We start from the raw sequence: 17489 nt of genomic DNA, 5'->3' as shown, positions 1-17489 counted from the left end.
GGTGCCGCCATAGCCGCCACCCCAGCCATGACTGTCATCCTGAATAATGTCCTGCCCGTCCCCCAGATTGAACAGGTAGGTATCGTTGTTACCGCCCCCGATCAGGAGGTCGTTGCCGGAGCCCCCCGCCAGGGTGTCCGCCCCCCCACCAGCGACAACGATGTCATCGCCCAGCCCTGCATCAATCATGGTCGAGGAGGCTCCATCATTGATGGTGTCCCCTGCTCCGCTTCCAGCCCGATAGGCTAGCTTTTGCGTCACGGTGGCCCTGTCCCAAACCGTCCCATCTGCGAACTGGAAAGACTCGAATCCGGCGAAACTATTAGCATCCTGATCGTTGATCAGCACGACGCCACCGGCCGACGCGAACCGCACCACGACATCGCGCGTGTCGCCGGGGTTTCGTGTCAGGATCACGTCGCCCGGCGAGATCTCGACGCCGAAAAGCAACGTGTCGTTTCCGCTTCCATATCCGCTCAGGCGCACGGCGCCATCGCCAAGCGCGTAGGAGAAGGTCGCCGCGCTGTTGCCTGCCGAAATGTCCTTGTTCCACGAACCGGGGGGCGCATCGCTGGTCGTGCCCTCGAATGCACGACCTGAGCCCATGCGGTAAAGGTCACGCAGCGTCAGGCTCGCTCCATCGGCGAACCGCAGCTCTTCGATCGACCGCGAGCCGTCACCCGGATCCTGGTTCCTGAGCGTCAGCGTGTCGCCGCCGGCACCGATCGTGAGGATTATGTCGTTCGGCCTGGCCGCGTCGTAGCTTATCGAGAGGTCGGAAAGTGCGATGCCTGCGCCGAACACGACCCTGTCGACATCGACGGCCGCGCCAATGTCCTCGATGGTGACGTCGCCGTCGCCCAGGTTGAACACATATTCGTCGGAACCGTCACCGCCGGAAAGCGTGTCGATCCCACCGCCCCCGCTGAGCGTGTCGTCATAGATCGTGCCCCTCAGCGTTTCGTCCGCCGAGGTTCCTGTCACGGCGCTTCCCGCGGTCTTCGCCAGTACCGCGCGGTTGGTGATGTCCGCCTTGCTCCAGCTGCCTCCGGTAAAGCTGGTCTCTTCGATGCCCTGGGCGAGGTTCGTGACCGCGCCGCGCAGATCGATCCGATCGCCGCTCGAGACGGCACCCACGAGCAGGGATAGATCGACGCCGCCAGAATGTGCCACTACCGTGATATCGCTGGCCGCGATCTCCTCGCCGAATTCGAGAACATCGTGCTCGGTCGTCGAGGAGCCGGAATCGCTCAGCAAGTCGTGCCCATCGCCCTTTCGGAAGATGATCGTGTCGTTGCCTTCCCCGCCGTCGATGCGATCATCGCCCTGGCCGCCCTCGAGATAGTCGTCGCCGCCGAGGCTCGACAAAATGTCGTCTCCCGACGCGCCCTCGAGCCAGTCCGATCCGCTGTTCATCGGGTCGGACGAATCGCCGTCGGCACCCAACAGACGGTCGCTTCCGGAGCCGCCGAACAGGACGTTGCCGCTGCCCCCACCCGCGTCCAGCACATCGTCGCCTTCCCCGCCGAACAGCCAGTCGTCCAGCGCACCGCCGATCAGAATGTCGTTCCCCGCATCGCCGAACAGGTCGTCGCCGGTGTCTCCCGCCCGAATGACGTCGTTGCCGCCACCGCCATGGATGACATTGGCCACGTGGTAGAGCGAGCCCGACGCCACGCCGTTCCTCGTCCCGCCGGAGGTGGCGGTGAGCACATCGTCGGAATCGGAGCCATGGATGACCGTCTTTGATCCGCTGTCCACGGTGTCTTCCAGCACCGCGCCGTCCAGCGTCATGATCCGTTCGCCATTGCCCTCGCGAGACAGGGCGTTGAACTGGAAACCCACATCTCGGGCATCTATCCCGCCTTGGTCGAGGAGATACGAGAACCCGCCGTCCCAGTCATGGGCGTTGCGTTTGAGAAGGCCCAGGTCGATCGCTTGCGAGAACGTGAGCAGCCATTCGATGCTGAACACCGAATCCGGTTCGGCGGCCATCAGCGCATTGATCGAGGCCGAATTGCGCAGATAGGTATTCAGCCGCTCCGCCAGCGACAGATTGCCGAGCAGCATGTCGAGCCCGTAATCGACATGCGTGAAATTCCCTGTATCCTGCGGAACACCCCCGGCGTTCGGATCGCCGTCATCGACACTGGATGAGGTCGTGACGCCCAACGCCATCGTGTTATAGAATGCACGCTTCGCGATAATATCGCCGCCGATGATCTGGAATTCCTCGGCCGCCCGCATCACGCCGTAATTGAGCAGATCCTGCGCTTCTTCGAACTTGAGCCGGTTGTCGCTGCTCGTACCGTCTTTCCAGTAGACATACGATTTGCTCCTCATCCCGTAGGAGCCGCCTTCGATTGCGGCGCCGTTCAGCAACTCCCCGCCGACCGCACCGATAATGCCGTTGAGCGTAGCCGAAGCGGTATCTCCGAGTTGCCGTGCGACGGCGCGTTTTCCGCCGTCCTTCTTCCACACATCGTCGACCGTGAAGAGCCCGGTGTTGGCGTCGTAGCCCAGGATCGCGCCGGATTCGGGCTTGCCTGTGAACAGGCCCCCGATCAGCCCGCCGATCAGATCTCCGATGAAGGCGCCGATGGCCGTGCCGATGATCGGCACAGAGGATCCGATGGCCGCGCCGATGGCACTGCCGATCTGCGCACCGATCTGCTCACCGAGTTCGTCCCAGCTGGCGATCTCTTCGGCAAGCTTGTTGCCAAGGAAGCTGCCTGCCGCGTTGGCCAGGCTCATGGTGCTGAGGCCCTCGAACACGTAGTCGCCGCTCGCGCCGTTGGACAGGATGGTGTTGATCACCTGCCCCGCCTCGGTCGCCAGCAAATCCCCGGGCAGGCCGCCGATGCCGATAACGTCTACTAGCTGCGCCGTCAGGTAGGAACTCACCGCTCCGACCCCGGCTGATTTCAGGTTCTCGAGAAGCTCCTGGTCGATCCCGTCGAATGCGTGGGAGAGATTGTCCGCCGTGGCCGTGCCGCCATCGAATGCCAGGGTGTTCAGTACGTCGCCGAAATTGTCGGCGATCGTCGCAAGTACTGCAGACGTAACCGTTTGCGTGATGACGTCGTCGCCTGCGATGTAGCGACCGAAGGTGCCCGCGAGGATGCCCGCCGCATCGACGAAGTCGATATTGATCGGCGAATCGATCAGGCGGATGGTGGTGGGGCCGTTGTCGTCATGCGTGACCGTGACGGCGCCATCAGTGGTGCGCGTGATGCCGGAATAGGTGGCATCCTGGCTTGCGAGATTGAAATCCCATTCCTGTACGGTTTCCCGCCCATACGCATCCGTGCCGGCGCTGATCTGATAACGTCCGATCTTCGTCCGTGGATCTAACGCGACGAGCTTGGTCGTGTGGCCCGCCAGAATAAGCGTTCCGTCGCTCGCGATCCGCGCTGTGAGGAAAGCCTGCGCAATCTCGCTGGTCGCTCCGCCGCCGGTCACGCCATCGTCGAGTCCGATCAAGTTCCCCAGATCGTCGTAAAGGAGCTTCGGCGGCTGGTTGGCAGCGGCCGCCTTTGCGTAGGCTTCCAGTTGCTGACGGATTTCCGCTGCTTGGGCGAGATTGAGTATCCTGGTCGCTTCTTCATCGGACACTTCGCCCGAAAGAATCGTTCCATCAGACGCCAGCTCGATGCTTACGTTCCTTCCGACGACCGGCTCCCCGTTCGAATCCTCTCCGATCTCGATGGTCGAAATCCTCGTACCACCTCCGTTATAACTCGGAGCAGTAACGACAATGATATTTGAACCGGGATTATTAGGGTCGGGAAGAACGGTCAGCCCATTTGTCCGCCCCCCGCCAACCGCATTCGGCGTTGAATTGAGCAGGTCCTGCAGGGATAAGACCGCACCGCCGCCGACATAGCTTTGACGCACACCTAGCAATCCGTAATCGGCACCCATAAAATTCTTTATTTCATCAATGTCCTCTTGACTAAGAAAATATGACACTTCTCCGGTGGCCGGATCTATGAATGGATCGGTGAATTTCGAAAATATCGTGGCGGGAAAAAAACTGGCAGCGAGCTCGAGGCCGACCTTCTGCCAAAAACCCGCTAAGTCAATATGATTGTCGACATACGCTGTATGGCCGAATACAGGACTTTCTGAATCATTATTGATGATTGAAATTACATTATCGGTGCTTTTAATAAGCCTCCAGTGACCGCCATTTGAATCGACCGCATCAATGCTCCCTCCAAGCGCCAAGTTGCTTATAGCTTGCGGGTCATCGAAGCCGAAGGAAGACGGAAGTTTTCCTATACTGAAAGCCTGTGCAGATCCAATCGCTGCGCCGATCGCGATGCTGTCTTCCAAGCTCAATTTCTGCTCACTACCGTATAATCGCGCCCTCTGCTCCTCAGTGGCGAGAGCCCATACACTCGAACCGAGAGAAGCATTATAATCAAATCTAATCGCGTTTCCGGGGAAATAATCTAGTAAGCCATAAGTGTCCCATACCAAGCCGTCGACGGCCAAAATATTATTTTGACTTATACTATCTACGTCTCCAGTTCTCGCAACATTCTCAAGGAACCCAATAATTGCACTGTCGATATTGTAGGAGAACACATCCAGGGAAACGCCGTAAAGCTCCCCGTTCGCGAGTTTTGCATTCAGATTTCCAACTATGGCGGCTGTACCATTTGGACCTGAATAAGTGGTGATCTCCGCTTGCTCTTGAAGCATGTGGGCCGCGTCTATGTAGCGCTTCGACGTATTATCGTCTACGCCAGCCCAAGCCTTCCCCTCGTCCAGCAGTACTTGAGCGACTTCGAGATAGGCGCCCGCACGATCAGCCGTTAACGTGAATTCTGTGCCGAGCTTGATACGCGCGGATTCGACCGCATCTTGCAGCCGTTCCTGAAAATCCGACAGCCCACCCATGTCAGTTCTCCATTTCCAAATCCGAGACCTGGATTAATTCACGTGAAAGTGCAACTATATCATGCCAATCAGACAATAATTCTCTGCTGAAGCTCGCACCTATTGTGACATGGCCGCCATCATTGTGTAAAAGTCGACATGGCATAAGCTTTTTCCCCATGATATGCTTGCACTCTATCATGGTCTTCTGATCTTTGTCGACGAATAATCTGGAATCGTCATACACTTCCGGCGCCTTGAACTGACGCATATTGTAATCATCTTCTACGGCGACGTTATAGCGAGAGTAATAGTTCTGCCACGACCCATCGATGCGCTGTTCGACTGCACCACCTGGGTCCCATGACACCGTAAGCAACACGACGTCTCTCCCGGCCAGTTGGTCGTGAGGAACGGGCTCGCCGGAAGGATATCGGACAGCGAATGTAAACTGCCCCACCTCGATCTTGTCCTGGCGCATTTGCTCCGGAGTCAGTTCAACGTAACTCGCTGGCATGCGCACCTGAAAACGCTGGTCGTCGCCGTCCGTCCAGTTCGCCTGGGGTCCGACGACAAACGTGTAATATTCCCGCTGCTTCACCGGCTGCATTGGGTGACATCCTTCTAGTGCGAAGATGAGAAGGCTCGCAAGAGCGACCGACCTTGTAACCGCGTATCGCGTCTTCATCGGTGTTCGTCTTTCAGCATTTGCCGGACCGCGTCTGCCCGAAACGCAGCGGCCGGAAGCCCGACGCGGTAGTTCGGATTGCGAATACCGATGGCGCGGCCGTGGCGCTCACTCCCCACCGGGCCGGAATATACCGATGTCTCGGAGGCCGTACTTTTTGCGGCGCGCGTATACCAGCGAAGCGCGCGCTCTAGGTCGCGATCAACGCCGTCGCCCTCCTCGTACCTTCGGCCAAGCTCATACTGGGCGATTTTGTCGCCACGCTTCGCTGCCGCTTCCGTGTCTGCAAGAGTTTCCACGCTCCAGGCGGCCAGCACGTCGGCCCCACCGGCCGCGATCGGCGCCTGCAACGCCAACAGGGCGGCAAGCAGGGCCGTCATTGCCCGGACCCGCCGGGCTGGACGCCCTCTTTGACTTTACGAATAATCTCCCCGCCGGCGTCTTCCCCGACATGGAGCGCGGTCCGCTTTCCGCTGGCCGCATCACGATGAATCATCCGGAAAGCCGTGCCCGTGAAAGGCCCGACGATCAGGTCCGCGAGCATGAGCTCCGCTTCGCGATTTTGCCGATCGGTAAACGGCGCGATCAGAGCGATCAGCCACAGCCGGCCTCCCGATTTCCAGTCGTCGGCCGCCAGTTCGAGCTTAGGCTCGGACAGCGATCGTTCGAGCCGGGCTTCCACCTCTTCGCTCAGATGCGCCCACAGAGCAGCACCCACTGGCCGCTCACCCTTGCGAAAGATGTGAAATTGCCGGTTCAATATCGGCGGCATGACCAGCGACACGAGATCGCTGACCAGCAGATCGCGGTGCTGCTCCGACTGGCTGAGAAGCCATGCTATTTCGCCGAAGACATGGCTAACCGTATACGCGGAGTTGGTCGTTCCAGCCGCGGTCATGCCCCGCCTCCGAAAAATGCGACGGCCATCTTGCCGTCCCCACGGCTTCGGGGCACATTTTGCCGATCGGCCGATCGGATGGCTTGTGCCGTTTTACGGCGCTGACGCGGTTCGATTGTCGCCAAGAAGGGAGCAGCAGTCGGTGTGCGAACGATAATCAAATCGGATCCCCCGATGTGCGCCTTGGCACTAATCACAACTCTAATCTTGATTCTATTTTAAGCTCAGGAAGCTTGCCACGAAGAATGCATTAAAAAGAGGGTATTTCAAGAAATGATTTGGAAATAGCGCGAGCACTGTAGCCGTATCTCGATGTTTGATCCTGCGCAAAGGGCCAGATATCGGCGCTTTCCATGCTTAAAGAAAATCGGCACCCGCTCCGCAGCGGATGCAGACAATTGCGGATCAAATCTTTTGGCTACCGCCACGAACGCGGTGACAGCCAAGAAAAGTGCTTTCACGATGGCGAGTACGGATCTGACTAACGCGGCGACTGCGGCTCGTGAAGCCGGTGGAACTTGAAATCGCGCGCGCCCCGATGCTCGTGATCAACGGCGTGTTCAGCGGGGCAAGACAAGTTCTCAGCCTGCGCACGGGGCAGAACAATGCTGTTGCCGCCCTCACGGCTAGCGAATTGTCGGTCCCTTCAGCATCGCAAGCCGCGAATGGCTAAGATCGGGGCGCGAAGCTAACACGCCAGTTATCCGCCGGGAACATCCGCTATGCCAATCTGAGCTCCTGAATGGAGAGTTTCCGAACTGTCCGGCATTTCCGACATTGAACAGCGGCATGCTCTGTCGAATATTCTCAAAAACATGTGACCACTTTTGTGTTGTGGCCCAATTGTGCAAGCATAGGATTTGCTGGGAACTCTTGTTAAGAAGCGATGAGAACGAATGCAGTCAAGTGATTGATCTATAATATTTTCGTTGGACTCTTAATCAGCGGGTCCTAGGTTCGAGCCCTAGTGCGTCCACCATCCCCTTTCCCAAACGCCGTGAAGTTAGGCGGTTCCGTTTGCCTCCGCCCTTCTGTAGGAGCGGTCAAAACTGGGATAGGAGAATGAGGGGTATGTCGATCCTTGCGGGCCGCGTGGCGGTCGTTACCGGTGCGAGCTCTGGTATTGGCGAAGCTTGCGCGATTGAGTTCGTGAACCGCGGCGCCAAAGTGGTGCTTGCCGCGCGCCGGATCGAGCGGCTCGAAGGGCTGGTGGCCAAGATCGAGGCGATGGGCGGCGAAGCCCTTGCCATAGCAACCGATGTCACCGACGAAGATGCCGTCCGCAACCTGTTCGCGCAGGCCGTGGCGAAGTTCGGTACGGTCGATGTGCTCATCAACAACGCCGGCATTGCCGAGAATACCCCCGTGCATGAGACCAGTCTCGAGCAGTGGTCGCAGGTCATCAACACCAACCTGACCAGCGCGTTCCTTTGTGCCAAGCACGCCTGGCCGATCTTCCTCAAGGGCGGACATGGCCGCATCGTCAATGTCGGTTCGATCTCGGCCAAGGTGCCGCGTTCCGAATGCCCATCCTACACCGCCAGCAAGTATGGTCTCGCCGGGCTCACCCATGCACTTGCCGTCGATGGGCGTGACAGCAACATCGCCGTGTCGATCTTCCATCCCGGCATCGTTGCCACCGAGATCATGCCGGGCTCGGTCAAGCTGCCCGAGGACTTCGCTGCGACACCTGAGGAAGCCGCCGGGATCATCGTCCACATGTGCGACCTGCCCGATCACCTCAATTTCTACGAAGCGCTGATGGTGCAGAACAAGCTGCCCTTCCTTGGTCGCGGTTGAGACTGGCATGTCGGCTAGTCTTGGCTGCTGGAACATTGCCGATCTGAGCTACAAGGCCAGGGCACGCCTTCCGCGCGGTGTTTGGGAGTATCTCGAACGCGGCGTGGAAGACGAGACCGGCATGGATCGCAACCGTTCCGCGCTCGATGCGCTGACGTTCGTCCCGCGCGTAGCGCGCAATGTGGAGCGGATCGACCTTTCGGCCAAGCTGTTGGGAGAGCGCAGTGCCCTGCCCTTCGCGATCGGCCCGACCGGTGCTTCCGGCATGATCCACTACAACGGTGATATCGCGCTGGCGCGTGCTGCCCGCTCGGCGGACATTCCGTTCACCATCTCGAGCGCCAGCACACTCGATCTGGAGCAGATCGTTGCCGAAGCCGGGCGCGTCTGGTTCCAGCTTTACCTCTGGGAAAACCGCGAGCTGTCGTTCGAGGTGGTACGCCGCGCGCAGGACGCTGGGTGCGACACACTTTTCGTCACGCTCGACCTGCCCGTGCCGCCCAACCGCGAATACCTGATGCGCAACGGCTTTGGCATTCCCTTCAAGCCCAACCGACAGAACGTGGTTGACGTGCTGACCCATCCGCGATGGCTTTGCGGGGTGATCGGTCAATATCTGCTACGCGAGGGCAAATTCCCGCAACAGGCGAACCTGCCTCGGGAGTTGCGGCAATCGATCAGCAAAGGCGGCAAGCCGGGTGCACAGTTCAAGCAGGACAACCTCGACTGGGTCGGGCTTGCCGAGCTCCGCGCGATGTGGCGCGGCAAGATGGTCTTGAAAGGGATTTTGCATCCCGGAGACGCGCTTCTGGCGGCTGATCGCGGGATGGATGGCGTGATCGTCTCCAATCACGGCGGGCGTGCGCTCGACCACTCTGTCGCCGCCATTGATGCCCTGCCCGCGGTCCTGGATGCTGCAGGCGACAGGCTCGAAGTATGGTTCGATAGCGGGGTCCGACGGGGCAGCGACGTGGCCAAGGCTCTGGCGCTTGGTGCGCAGGGCGTATTGATCGGCCGCGCAACGCTGTATGGGCTTGCCGCTGGGGGCGAGGCCGGCGTGGCGCGCGCGATCGCCTTGCTGTCACAGGAGCTGCGGCGGACAATGGCCTATCTTGGCGCAAACAGCGTGGCCGATCTGGATCGCTCGGTGTTCGGGCCGGCGCATCTTCTTCCCTAGGCCGCTCACTTCGATACTTGATCACATCTAATGTGATCTCTAGAGGAGGTGTCACATTTTGATGTGATATCGAGAAAGCGCTATGTCCGATCAAGTTCTCGCCAAGGTTCTGGCCCTCATCGGGGAAGGCAAGATGACGCGTGCCGGCCTCGCCCGTGCTGCCGGTCTTCACGCCAATACCCTGCGTGATTGCACCGAGCCAGGGTGGAACCCCACTGCCGAAACGCTTGGCAAGCTTGCCCGCTTTCTGGCTGAGAACGATGACAGCCCGGTGTTGGTCGGCATCGAGGAACTGATCGAGGAAGCGCGCAACGGACGGATGTTCATCCTTGTCGACGATGAGGACCGTGAGAATGAAGGGGACCTCGTTATCCCCGCGCAGATGGCAACGCCCAATGCTATCAATTTCATGGCCATGCACGGTCGTGGGCTGATCTGCCTGGCGTTGACGAAGACCCGTGTCGAGGCACTCGGGCTTGAGTTGATGAGTCGCAAGAACCGCACCCGCCATGAGACCGCCTTCACCGTCGCTATCGAAGCGCGCGAGGGCGTCACCACGGGAATCAGCGCGGCCGACCGTGCGCGCACCATTTCGGTCGCTATCGACGCCTCGAAGGGGCCGGACGATATCGTCACCCCCGGCCACGTATTCCCGCTGGTAGCGCGCGAAGGCGGGGTGCTGATCCGTGCCGGGCATACCGAGGCGGCAGTCGATATTTCGCGGCTTGCCGGATTGAACCCCAGTGGCGTGATCTGCGAGATCATGAACGAGGACGGGACGATGGCCCGCTTCGATCAGTTGCTTGCCTTTGCCCGCAAGCACGGTCTCAAGATCGGCACTATCCGCGACCTGATCGCTTACCGCCGTCAGAACGACAACCTCGTCGTTAAGCGGAGCGAGGCGCGCTTCCTGAGCCGTTGGGGGGATGACTGGCGTGCGCTCAGCATATGGAACAAGGCCACCAAGAGCGAGACGCTCGCGCTGGTCAAAGGCCACATCGACCCCGCCAAGCCGACCCTGGTGCGGATGCACGCGCTTTCGATATTCGATGACGTGTTTGCGCGAGACTCGGGACGCTCCCGTCTGCTCGAAGGGGCGATGCGCGCCATTGGCGAGGAAGGGTCAGGTGTGGTGGTGCTGATCAACCGTCCCTCCGCTGACTATGTCTCGCGCGCGATCCGTTCGCTTGAAGCTCGCCCGCCCGAACCCGAGGAAGAGCAGCGCGACTATGGTGTGGGCGCGCAGATCCTTACCGAGCTGGGCGTGCGTGATATGATCCTTCTTACCAACACATCGCATACGCTGGTTGGGCTCGATGGCTATGGCCTGTCGATCGTCGGCGAGCGCCCCATTGACTGCGGAGAGGAATGACCATGGCCCGTTTCCTTATTGTCGAGGCTCGTTTCTACGACCACCTGAACGACCTCCTGATCGCGGGAGCCCGCGCCGCTCTGGAAGAGGGCGGACACAATGTGGACGTGCTCACCGTGCCGGGCGCGCTGGAAGTGCCCGGAGCGATTGCTCTGGCTGCCGAGAGTGGCCGCTATGATGGCTTCGTTGCCATCGGCGTGGTAATCCGGGGCGAGACCTATCACTTCGAAATTGTCGCGGGCGAAAGCGCGCGCGCGATCATGGCGCTGACCATGGACGCGGTGGCCATCGGCAACGGCATCCTCACGGTCGAGAACGAGGAGCAGGCGCTGGTGCGCGCCGATCCGGCCCAGAAGAACAAGGGCGGCGAAGCGGCACAGGCGGCCATGCGCCTGCTCGAATTACAGGAGCAGTTCCAGTGAGCAAACATCCTTCTTTCGGCGGTCTGCCCATCGTGCTCGGCGGCAACGTGTTTGGCTTCACCGCTGACGAAGATGCCAGTTTCGCCGTGCTCGACCGGTTCTATGAAGCCGGAGGCCGTATGATCGACACGGCGCAGGGGTACTCGGTCTGGGTGCCGGGCCATGTCGGCGGCGAGAGCGAAGCGGTTATCGGAAAATGGCTCGCCGCGCGCGGGGTGCGTTCGGAAATGCTCATCGCAACCAAGACCGGCATGGGCGGAGAACCGGGCGACCTCGATCCCGACAAGGTTCGCGCTGAACTGGAGCAAAGCCTCGACCGTCTGGGGACCGACTATGTCGACCTCTACTACGCCCACCGCGACGAGGAGCAGACCGCGCAGGCCGAGGTTGCCGCAGGGTTCGGCGCGCTGGTGGCCGAGGGAAAGGTGCGCGAGCTGGGTGCATCGAACTACTCGGCCGGGCGCCTGCGTTCGCTCAACAAGGCTGCCGAAAGCGGCGGTTTTGCGCGGTTTACCGTGCTCCAGAACGAGTATAACCTGGTCGTTCGCGACGGGTTCGATGACGAGCTTCAGGCCTATTGCGAAGAGGCAGGCATTGCGCATTATCCATGGTTCGGCCTCGCCGCCGGGTTTCTCACCGGGAAATATCGCACACGCGAAGACCTCGAACGCAACAGCCGGGGATCGAGCATCGAGCGGTTTTTCGACAAGGGCCTGAAGGTGCTCCCGGTCCTCGACGAGGTGGCTGCCGAAACTGGAGACAGCCTTGGCGCCGTGGCCCTGGCCTGGCTCGCCGCCCAGCCTGGCATTACCGCGCCCATCGCCAGCGCGAGCAAGCCCGAGCAGCTTGATCTGCACTTCGAGGCGGTCAACCTGACGCTGAGCGAAAGCCAGCTTGCAAGGCTGACCGCAGCCGCCGCCTGAGACGGTTTAGTGGCACCCAGAACGCGGGTACAATTGGTTCAATAGCGCAATCTTGCGGGCACTGGCCGATTGCCCACAAGCACGCTCAGCTTTCATAAGAACGAATCCTGCAAACATCACATCGCGATGTGATTCCACGTCCTCACGAGAGTCGGAATTTGGCTTGTCGGGAACTACAGCGGCCCCTTCAGCGCTCTGACCTGCATGAACGGACCTCTTGAATGGATCGCCGCCATCGGCACGATGCTGGCAGCGGGCCTGATCGCGGCCGACATCGGGCGGCGCGCGACCGGTTATGGCTTCATCCTGTTTTGCGCGGTGTCGATTACCTGGATCGTTTCCGGTCTGACCTCGGATGCGATCCCGATAGTGGCGATGAATGCGATCCTTCTGCTCATCAACGCCTGGGGCGTATGGCAGTATTTGCTCAGCCGCAAGAACCGCGAAGTGATGGAACGGGTGGAGCCGGTGGAGAAGGAAATCGAGGAAGAGGTCGAAGAACAAATGGAAGAGGAAAGTCCGGCAAACTAGCCTACGGTCAATCTTCCGTTATTAGACCACCTCGAGAGGTTGATGTTCCCCCTCGGGCAGGGCTACCGAGATTGCGTCACCGCAATTAATGATGCCTCCCACGCGTGCCACCGTCATGATTCCTGCTTTGCGCACGATCCTGCCGTTGCACGCCTTCATCACCAACTGCGAAAGCAGACCGGACTGAAACGCCTCGATCTGGCCGCAAGGATTGCGCAGGCCAGTAACCTCTAACTCTACCTGATCACCGATGTGGAGAAGAGCTCCACGGGGCAGTTCCAACAGATCAATGCCCTCTGTGAGGATATTCTCTCCCAGATCTCCGGACCTTAACGAATAGCCTGCCTCGCTCAGCTCGTTAAGAAGTTCGGCATGGATCAGATGGACCTGACGCAAGTTGGGCTTCGCGGGATCAGCCTTTATTCGGGACAGGTGTTGCACTCGTGTGCCGGAATGGGCGTCCCCTTCGACGCCGAGACCGGCACGGATGACAATGGTCGCTCTCGTCTGCTTTGAAAAGCAGTGCTCGGAGCTAGCCGCAAGGGCAGCCACGCGACCGGATAATCCGTGCGTGGCCATGCCGGGCCTCAGCCGCCCAGACGCCCGAAGCAGCCCAGACGCCCGAAGCAGCCCTTGCCCGCATAGCGTGCGCCGCTGCCCAGCTCTTCCTCGATGCGGATCAGCTGGTTGTACTTCGCGAGACGATCCGAGCGGGCCAGCGAGCCGGTCTTGATCTGACCGCAGTTGGTGGCAACCGCCAGGTCGGCAATCGTCGCGTCCTCGGTCTCGCCCGAGCGATGGCTCATCACGTTGGTGTAGCCTGCGCGGTGCGCAATCTCGACCGCTTCCAGCGTTTCGGTCAGCGAGCCGATCTGGTTCACTTTTACCAGCATCGAATTGGCAAGACCCTGCTCGATGCCCGTGGTCAGGCGCTTGGGGTTGGTCACGAAGAGGTCGTCACCCACCAGCTGGACCTTGTCGCCGATCATGTCGGTGAGCGCCTTCCAGCCTTCGAAATCGTCCTCGGCCATGCCGTCTTCGATCGACTTGATCGGATAGTCGGCGCAAAGCTTGGCGAGGTACTCCGCCATTTCCTGCGAATTCAGCGACAGCTGCTCGCCAGCAAGGTCGTAGCGGCCATCGGAGAAGAACTCGGTCGAGGCGCAGTCGAGCGCCAGCACGATGTCTTCGCCCGGCTTGAACCCGGCTTTCTCGATCGAGGCCATGATGAAATCGAGCGCATCGCGCGTGCCAGCGAGGTTCGGTGCGAAGCCGCCCTCGTCGCCGACGGAGGTCGAGAGCCCCTTCTCGGACAGGCCCTTCTTCAGCGTGTGGAAGATCTCCGCGCCCCAGCGCACGCCTTCGGCCAGCGTTTCGGCGCCAACGGGCATGACCATGAATTCCTGCACGTCGATCGGGTTGTCGGCATGCTCACCGCCGTTGACGATGTTCATCATCGGGGTCGGCAACACGTGGGCCGACACGCCGCCGACATAGGAATAGAGCGGCAGCCCGCGCGCGTTGGCAGCGGCTTTGGCGGCAGCGAGGCTGACGCCGAGGATGGCGTTCGCACCGAGGCGCGCCTTGTTGGCGGTGCCGTCCAGTTCGATCATGGCATAGTCGAGGTCGCGCTGGTCTTCCGCGTCAAGGCCGAGCAGCGCATCGGCGATCTCGGTGTTGACCGCTTCGACCGCTTTCAGCACGCCTTTGCCGAGATAGCGACCCTTCTCGCCATCGCGCAGTTCCACCGCCTCATGCGCGCCGGTCGATGCGCCCGAAGGCACTGCGGCGCGGCCGAAGCTGCCGTCCTCAAGCAGGATATCGACCTCGACCGTGGGGTTGCCTCGGCTATCGAGAATTTCGCGGCCGTGGATGTCGATAATGGCAGTCATTGCTGGGCGCTCCAAAGTGTTATGTGTGAGGCAGTTGCGCGCCTCCTATGCGGCGGAACATTCAAGAGCAAGACGCGTTGGTGTCTTGAAACCGGGTGTGTTACTATCATAATACCCCAGATGAACAGACCGTGTGCGCCGGATCGCCGATCCGGGGGCACTTCGCAAGAAAGGGAATAATATGGCTCCTACTCAGAAGACCCAAGCTCCCAAGCCCGCCACCGCCACTGCCGTCACCGCGCCCGAGCCGACTTCCACCGCCGGCACCGAAGAGGCGAAGTCGCGCTTCAATGCCGCCATTGGCGAGGCGAAGGCTGGCGCTGCTGCGCTGAAGAGCGAGGCCAGCGCCCGAAGCCACGATATGGCCGACGATGCGATGGCACGCGCAGGTGATCTTGCAGTTGAAGGCAAGGCCAAGGCTAGCGACGCTCTGGTCAGCCTGTCGAAGCTGGTGGAAGAGAACGCGGCGATGATCGACGAGAAATTCGGCGCGAAGTATGGCGATTATGCGCGCCGCGCTTCAGGTTATCTCACGGATTCGGCCAAGACGCTGAACGAGAAAAGCTATGAGGAACTGGGCGAGGATGCGCGCGAAGCGATCCGCAAGAGCCCGGCGACCGCCGTTGGCGTTGCCGCCATCGCCGGTTTCCTGGTCTCGCGTCTGTTCCGTCGCTGACGCGTGGCGACCAGTACGCCTGACCCATCGGCAGAGCTCGGCTCCGATCCTGACGATCAGCCGGGAAGTACGCAGCAAGGCTCGCCGGACTCCGGTTCGGACGAGCCTTTCGTGCGTATTCTCGCCGAGGATATCGCCGCGCTGGCCAGCGATGCGCTCAACTATTTCGATGCCGAGATCGCATTCCAGAAAACGCGCATGCGGCTGGCGGGCAATCGGCTCGTCACAGCGATTGCTCTGGGAATCGTTGCGGTTGTTTTCGTCCTGCTCGCCGCAATAGGCCTTACCGTCGGCCTGCTGATCGCACTGATCCCGCTGGTCACGGCATGGGGCGCGACCGCCATAGTCGTCGCAGCCCTTCTGCTGTTGGCATGGCTCGCGATCCGCAGCGCACAAGGCGCTATCGGTTCGATCAAAAGTGCCTTTGCGCAGGAGGATGTCGCGCCAGGGGATGATGCCGATGCCTGACTTGGAACTGCAGCTGCGTGAAGACCGGATGTTGCGCAACGCTGCGCGTGCCCTTGTGACCGCCGACATCGCCCACCTCAAACGTGAGATGGATCCAGAGTCGCCCGCCGGTCCTGACCTGACCTCGCGCGCCCGCGATCTTGCTGACGATACCCGTGATTATGTGTCGGGGCATCGCTTTCAGGTCGGAGCCGTGGTCGCCGCCCTCCTCGCCGCCATAGCCCTGTGGCTCTTTCGCGAGCCGCTTGCCGCCATTGTGCGCGAAATGCTCGCCGATGAGGAAGACGGGGAAGACAATATGGAACAAGCGGGCGATGATGATCGTTCGCTCAATGAACAAGAACTTCCAGCGGAGACACAAGCATGAGCGATGACAAGCGCGCTGCTCTCAAAGAGCGGATCGAAGCGGCCCAGGACAGCGAGGCTGCGCGCCGCGCCAAGAAACTTGGTGATAGCGCCAAGGCAAATGCCCGCGAGGCGAAAGACAAGTTCACGGCCTTCGCCAAGGAGCATCCCGTTGCCACCGTTGCTGGCGGTGTCGTTGCCGGGGTGTTGATCGCGAGTCTGTTCAAGACGCCGCGTCAGGCCGCTGCCCGCACGGGCGCGAAAGCAGCCGGGCTTGCCGCTATGGGCAGCGAGGTGGCCATGGGGTTCCTCTCCGAACTGCGTGAAAATGCCGAGCACGCCACTGAGGAAGGCAAGCGCAGGCTGGCCGACTTGAGCGACAGTGCTGGCGATACGGCCCGCCGGATGCGTCGCGAGGCCAGGTATCGCGCGGGCAACGCCGGTGACGATGCACGGATAGCCGGGCGCGAGGTGGGCAAGTCGATCATGCGGGCATTCAAGCAACACTAGGCAGCAGCGCGAAGCCATTTGCGACCTTGCGCCATTCGAGCCAGACGATAGAGCGGGGAGCAATCCTCTCCTCTATCAGAAAGGCTGTGCTTCATGCCCTCGTCCGAACAACTTCTGCATCTCGTAATCGGTGGCCGGGTGAAAGATCCCCGCTCAGTCGAGTTCCAGGATCTGAAGGACATCCACGTCGTCGGCTTCTTTCCCGACTTTTCCAGCGCGCAGGAAGCCTGGCGCGGTTGGGCGCAGCGCACGGTCGACGATGCGGAAATGAAATATGTGATCGTGCATCTGCACAAGCTGTTCGAACCCTCGCTCGACGGCGAATGACCCAAACGAAAAGGCCCGGATCAGCGTCCGGGCCTTTTTTGCATCAGATGAATTCGATCTTCTCGATCAGGTAGAACTTTTCGCCCGAGGGCACGGTCACTTCGACCTCATCGCCCTGCGACTTCCCGATGAGCGCCCGGGCCAGCGGGCTTTCATAAGAGATGCGGCCCTTCTTGGCATCGCTCTCGGCCATGCCAACGATCTGGTAGGTCGAGGGCTTGTCGTCCTCGTCGAGCACGGTGACGGTGGCGCCGAACACCACCCGGTCACCCGAAAGAGTGGTCGGGTCGATGATCTGCGCGCGGCTGACCTTGTCCTCGATCTCGGAAATCTGTGCTTCGACCTGGCCCTGCCGCTCTTTCGCGGCATGGTATTCGGCATTCTCCGAAAGATCGCCGTGGGCGCGGGCTTCCTCGATCGCATCGACGATGCGTGGACGCTCCTGCCGCAAAGCCTTCAAATCGGCGGTCAGCTTTTCGTAGCCTTCCGCCAGCATCGGCACCTTTTCCATCGTATTCCCTGTCCAGTCCGCCATCGCCCGTCAAAGCGGCTCCCTCCGTCCGGATGACGGAA

18 protein-coding genes and 1 tRNA gene are annotated in these 17489 nt (G+C 60.6%); 12 read left to right on the top strand and 7 right to left on the bottom strand.

Going from position 1 to position 17489, the window contains the following annotated elements; genetic code table 11:
• The 4 genes from ABDJ38_RS04690 to ABDJ38_RS04675 all read right to left on the bottom strand — a co-directional run.
• Positions 1-4908 (bottom strand): calcium-binding protein (locus ABDJ38_RS04690; RefSeq protein WP_346783895.1); only part of this gene is annotated, 4908 nt, incomplete at its 3' end.
• 1 nt (position 4909) lies between these two features.
• Positions 4910-5497, bottom strand: coding sequence for a hypothetical protein (locus tag ABDJ38_RS04685; RefSeq protein WP_346783894.1), 588 nt, complete (start codon positions 5495-5497; stop codon positions 4910-4912).
• Between the two features lie 74 nt (positions 5498-5571).
• Positions 5572-5955 carry an SEL1-like repeat protein gene (locus ABDJ38_RS04680; protein WP_346783893.1) on the bottom strand — a complete coding sequence of 128 codons (384 nt, stop codon included), beginning with the start codon at positions 5953-5955 and terminating at the stop codon, positions 5572-5574.
• Positions 5952-6473 carry a toxin-activating lysine-acyltransferase gene (locus ABDJ38_RS04675; RefSeq protein WP_346783892.1) on the bottom strand — a complete coding sequence of 174 codons (522 nt, stop codon included), beginning with the start codon at positions 6471-6473 and terminating at the stop codon, positions 5952-5954. The genes ABDJ38_RS04680 and ABDJ38_RS04675 overlap by 4 nt, the downstream gene beginning before the upstream one ends.
• 890 nt (positions 6474-7363) lie before the next feature.
• Here ABDJ38_RS04675 and ABDJ38_RS04670 point away from each other — a divergent pair.
• The 7 genes from ABDJ38_RS04670 (at position 7364) to ABDJ38_RS04640 (ending at position 12698) form a co-directional block, all read left to right on the top strand.
• Positions 7364-7452, top strand: a tRNA-Ser gene (locus tag ABDJ38_RS04670).
• 92 nt (positions 7453-7544) lie between these two features.
• Entirely contained in the window at positions 7545-8273 is a 729-nt protein-coding gene (locus ABDJ38_RS04665; RefSeq protein ID WP_346783891.1) for an SDR family oxidoreductase, read from the top strand.
• A gap of 7 nt (positions 8274-8280) precedes the next feature.
• Entirely contained in the window at positions 8281-9450 is a 1170-nt protein-coding gene (locus ABDJ38_RS04660; RefSeq protein ID WP_346783890.1) for an alpha-hydroxy acid oxidase, read from the top strand.
• Between the two features lie 82 nt (positions 9451-9532).
• Positions 9533-10822, top strand: a complete 1290-nt coding sequence (ribB, locus tag ABDJ38_RS04655) for a 3,4-dihydroxy-2-butanone-4-phosphate synthase (protein WP_346783889.1) — start codon at positions 9533-9535, stop codon at positions 10820-10822.
• Positions 10823-10824: 2 nt separating this feature from the next.
• On the top strand, positions 10825-11244 hold the full coding sequence (ribH, locus tag ABDJ38_RS04650) for a 6,7-dimethyl-8-ribityllumazine synthase (RefSeq protein WP_346783888.1): 420 nt from the start codon (positions 10825-10827) through the stop codon (positions 11242-11244).
• Positions 11241-12167 carry an aldo/keto reductase gene (locus ABDJ38_RS04645; RefSeq protein ID WP_346783887.1) on the top strand — a complete coding sequence of 309 codons (927 nt, stop codon included), beginning with the start codon at positions 11241-11243 and terminating at the stop codon, positions 12165-12167. The genes ribH and ABDJ38_RS04645 overlap by 4 nt, the downstream gene beginning before the upstream one ends.
• Before the next feature lie 204 nt (positions 12168-12371).
• Entirely contained in the window at positions 12372-12698 is a 327-nt protein-coding gene (locus ABDJ38_RS04640) for a hypothetical protein (protein ID WP_346783886.1), read from the top strand.
• Between the two features lie 21 nt (positions 12699-12719).
• Here ABDJ38_RS04640 and ABDJ38_RS04635 read toward each other — a convergent pair whose 3' ends face one another.
• Both ABDJ38_RS04635 and eno read right to left on the bottom strand, forming a co-directional pair.
• Positions 12720-13277, bottom strand: coding sequence for an MOSC domain-containing protein (locus ABDJ38_RS04635; protein WP_346783885.1), 558 nt, complete (start codon positions 13275-13277; stop codon positions 12720-12722).
• An 8-nt stretch (positions 13278-13285) separates the two neighbouring features.
• Positions 13286-14590 carry a phosphopyruvate hydratase gene (gene eno, locus ABDJ38_RS04630; RefSeq protein ID WP_346783884.1) on the bottom strand — a complete coding sequence of 435 codons (1305 nt, stop codon included), beginning with the start codon at positions 14588-14590 and terminating at the stop codon, positions 13286-13288.
• 181 nt (positions 14591-14771) lie between these two features.
• On the opposite strand from eno, the gene ABDJ38_RS04625 reads away from it, so the two are divergent.
• From ABDJ38_RS04625 to ABDJ38_RS04605, 5 genes are all read left to right on the top strand, one after another.
• Positions 14772-15266: a hypothetical protein gene (locus tag ABDJ38_RS04625; protein ID WP_346783883.1), complete on the top strand. Its 495-nt coding sequence runs from the start codon at positions 14772-14774 to the stop codon at positions 15264-15266.
• 3 nt (positions 15267-15269) lie between these two features.
• A complete protein-coding gene (locus ABDJ38_RS04620; RefSeq protein ID WP_346783882.1) occupies positions 15270-15734 on the top strand; it encodes a phage holin family protein in 465 nt (154 codons plus the stop codon).
• Positions 15727-16101, top strand: coding sequence for a hypothetical protein (locus tag ABDJ38_RS04615; RefSeq protein WP_346783881.1), 375 nt, complete (start codon positions 15727-15729; stop codon positions 16099-16101). Before ABDJ38_RS04620 ends, ABDJ38_RS04615 begins: the two co-directional genes overlap by 8 nt.
• The gene (locus ABDJ38_RS04610) at positions 16098-16589 is read left to right on the top strand and encodes a hypothetical protein (protein ID WP_346783880.1); all 492 of its coding nucleotides are present in this window, start codon (positions 16098-16100) and stop codon (positions 16587-16589) included. Before ABDJ38_RS04615 ends, ABDJ38_RS04610 begins: the two co-directional genes overlap by 4 nt.
• 93 nt (positions 16590-16682) lie before the next feature.
• Positions 16683-16916: a DUF4170 domain-containing protein gene (locus ABDJ38_RS04605; RefSeq protein ID WP_346783879.1), complete on the top strand. Its 234-nt coding sequence runs from the start codon at positions 16683-16685 to the stop codon at positions 16914-16916.
• Between the two features lie 43 nt (positions 16917-16959).
• On the opposite strand, the gene greA is transcribed toward ABDJ38_RS04605, so the two are convergent.
• A complete protein-coding gene (gene greA / locus ABDJ38_RS04600) occupies positions 16960-17451 on the bottom strand; it encodes a transcription elongation factor GreA (protein ID WP_346783878.1) in 492 nt (163 codons plus the stop codon).
• Positions 17452-17489: the final 38 nt, after the last annotated feature.

The sequence above is a fragment of the Aurantiacibacter flavus genome (assembly GCF_039710615.1).
GTDB lineage: Bacteria > Pseudomonadota > Alphaproteobacteria > Sphingomonadales > Sphingomonadaceae > Alteraurantiacibacter > Alteraurantiacibacter flavus.
This window is presented reverse-complemented; position numbering and strand designations above follow the sequence as displayed.